4 protein-coding genes and 1 pseudogene are annotated in these 2,670 nt (G+C 69.0%); all 5 read left to right on the top strand.

What is annotated here, in order from left to right:
* A pseudogene (locus DSP71_RS00040) lies at positions 1 to 194 on the top strand (hypothetical protein); the annotation flags it as partial.
* Between the two features lie 113 nt (positions 195 to 307).
* A complete protein-coding gene (locus DSP71_RS00035) occupies positions 308 to 649 on the top strand; it encodes a flagellar basal body protein (RefSeq protein ID WP_046747398.1) in 342 nt (113 codons plus the stop codon).
* Positions 646 to 1,038: a flagellar basal body rod protein FlgC gene (locus DSP71_RS00030; RefSeq protein ID WP_021198933.1), complete on the top strand. Its 393-nt coding sequence runs from the start codon at positions 646 to 648 to the stop codon at positions 1,036 to 1,038. Before DSP71_RS00035 ends, DSP71_RS00030 begins: the two co-directional genes overlap by 4 nt.
* Complete coding sequence (gene fliE, locus DSP71_RS00025; protein WP_046747397.1) at positions 1,038 to 1,343, top strand: flagellar hook-basal body complex protein FliE; 306 nt, start codon at positions 1,038 to 1,040, stop codon at positions 1,341 to 1,343. The genes DSP71_RS00030 and fliE overlap by 1 nt, the downstream gene beginning before the upstream one ends.
* On the top strand, positions 1,343 to 2,670 hold a 1,328-nt coding region (gene fliF / locus DSP71_RS00020), incomplete at its 3' end, for a flagellar basal-body MS-ring/collar protein FliF (RefSeq protein WP_113680057.1). The genes fliE and fliF, both read left to right, overlap by 1 nt.

Genomic DNA, 2,670 nt, shown 5'->3' with positions numbered 1-2,670 from the left:
CGTGGACGCCGCCGAGCACGCCGCTTCCCGCCGAGCTCGCTGACCGCGCCCGGCGGGTGATCGACCTCCAGCGCTCAGCGATGGACCGTGCCCGCTCCGACCTCGACGGCATGCGCCGGCATCTCGGCGCCGTGAGCCGCATCCCCAGCACCCGTCGGCCGGAGGAGCCTGCCTACCTCGACGTCGATGGGTGAGCTCGCTCCCTAACGTCGCGCTGAACCCTGCCGATAGAGCAGGGAGAGCACGGATGGCTCGCAATTTTCGGCCATGGATCGGCCATACCACCCACACACGGGGAGCCGGTTTCGTGTTCGATTCTGTGACCATGAACGCGCTGACGAGCGCGCTCGACGGCCTCGCGCAGCGCCAGCGCGCGATCTCCGACAACATCGCCAACATCAACACCCCGAACTATCACGCCAAGCGCGTGCAGTTCGAGCAGGCTCTCGCCCGGTCGATCGATGCGGGTGATGGACGGGTCGGGGCGACGGTCGGCACCTCGCTCGAGCCCACGCGCCTCAACGGCAACAACGTCAACCTCGATACCGAGACCCTTTCCAGCATCGACACGATGCTGCGCTACCAGTTCGCCACGCAGGCCGTGAACGGCTCGTTCACATCGATGCGCACCGCGATGAGGACCTCATGACCTTCGACGCGATCGGCATCGCCGGCACCGGCCTGACCGTGCACCGCAAGTGGCTCGACGCCATCAGCGACAACATCGCCAACATCAACACCGCCGCTCCCAGCAACGGTGCGGCATTCCGCGCACGGTACATCCTCGCCCAGACGAGCGACCAGTCCCCCGGCGTGTACGTCGCCGGCACCGCCCAGGGCAGTGCACAGGGACGTCTGGTGCACCAGCCCGACCACCCGCTCGCCGACGCAGACGGCTACGTGCGCTATCCGGACATCGACCTCGGCGACCAGATGAGCCAGCTGATCCTCGCGCAGCGCGGCTACCAGGCGAGCGCCGCCATCGTCGACCGCGCCCGCAACTCCTACGAATCCGCCCTGCAGATCGGACGCAGCTGATGGCCGCACTCCCCGGCATCGAAGCCATCTCCTCGAGTTTCACGCTCGCCCCTCCCGCCGTCGCCCCCGCGAAGGCCACCGACGACACGGCGTTCGCGAACAGTGTCACCGGCGCCATCGACGAGCTGCGCACGCTGCAGTCGGAGTCGGACAAGCTCAAGGTCGCCGCGGTGACCGGAGACCTCGATGACATCCACTCGGCGATGATCGCGTCGTCGAGGGCCGCCGTCACCCTCGAGCTCGTAGCCGCCGTGCGCAACAAGGGCGTCGACGCGTTCAACGAGATCATGCGGATGCAAGCCTGATGCCCCAGGCCGTCACCAACGTGTTCCAGCGGATCGGGCGCGTGATCGCGGGCTTCTCGCTCGCGCAGCGCACGATCGCGATCATCGGCGTCGCCGTGCTCGCCCTCGGGATCGTCGCGCTCTCCAGCTGGCTCACCCGCCCGACCTACACCCCACTGTTCTCCGGCATGAGCGCCTCCGACGCGAACGCCGTGGTCGAGCAGCTGCGCTCGTCGTCGGTGCCGTACGAACTGGCGGACGGCGGAGCGACGGTGCTCGTGCCCGAGAAGGACGTGTACGACCAGCGCCTGGCCGCAGCGTCCGCCGGTCTTCCCGGCGCGAGCTCCGGCGGGTACTCGCTGTTGGACAAGATGGGCGTCACGACGAGCGAGTTCCAGCAGTCGGTGACCTTCAAGCGCGCGATCGAGGGCGAGCTCGCCGCCACCATCTCCTCGATCAAGGGCGTGACGGCCGCGTCGGTGCAGCTCGCCATCCCCGAGGAGAGCGTGTTCGTCTCCGAGACCGTCGACCCCACGGCTTCCGTGTTCGTGGAGACCTCGGGCAACTCGACGCTCTCCCCGAAGCAGGTCGAGGCGATCGTGCATCTGACCTCGGCCGCGGTCAGCGGCATGAAGCCGGAGAACGTGGCCGTGGTGGATCAGAGCGGCCAGACCCTCTCGGCCGCCGGCGTCGGCACGACCGGCGGCATCGACCAGCAGGCCAGCGACTACGAAGCACGGGTGACCGCGAACGTGCAGCAGATGCTCGACACGGTCGTCGGCCCCGGCAACGCCAAGGTGACCGTGGTCGCCGAGATCGACCACTCCGTCAACGAGCGCGTCGAGGAGACCTACACGCCCGCCGAGGGCGCGCCCCCGTTGACAGAGCAGACCAGGACCGACACGCAGAACGGCTCGAGCTCGAACGCCGGCGTGCTGGGCCCCGACAACATCGCGGTCCCCTCGGCCGGGGGCGACGGCACCTCCGAGTCGACGGAGACCTCGAAGACCAACGCGGTCAACAAGAGCACGCAGAGCACCTCGACACCCGCCGGCTCGCTGCTGCGGCAGTCGGTGTCCGTGGCCGTCGACGCCGGTGCGGGCGGCGACCTGAGCACCGCGCAGCTGAGCGACCTCGTCGAGACCGCCGCAGGGATCGACACCGACCGCGGCGACTCGATCGCCGTCGAGCTCGTCGCCTTCAACCAGACCAGTTCCGAGGCGGCGCAGGCGGCACTCCAGGCGGCGAAGGACGCCGAGGGCGCCGAGCGCCAGGCCGCGCTGCTGAACACCGTCATCATCGCAGCCGCCATCGCCATCCCGCTGCTCGCCGGTCTCGCCGCACTCAT

The organism is Microbacterium sp. H6 (genome assembly GCF_003314775.1).
GTDB lineage: Bacteria > Actinomycetota > Actinomycetes > Actinomycetales > Microbacteriaceae > Microbacterium > Microbacterium oxydans.
The sequence above is the reverse complement of the archived record's forward strand: the minus strand, read 5'-3'. Positions and strand labels throughout refer to the sequence as shown.

What these genes read in the sequence shown, in the direction of transcription:
- DSP71_RS00030 (WP_021198933.1), top strand. Translation starts at nt 646, where the DNA reads ATGACCTTCGACGCGATCGGCATCGCCGGCACCGGCCTGACCGTGCAC.
- fliE (WP_046747397.1), top strand. Translation starts at nt 1,038, where the DNA reads ATGGCCGCACTCCCCGGCATCGAAGCCATCTCCTCGAGTTTCACGCTC.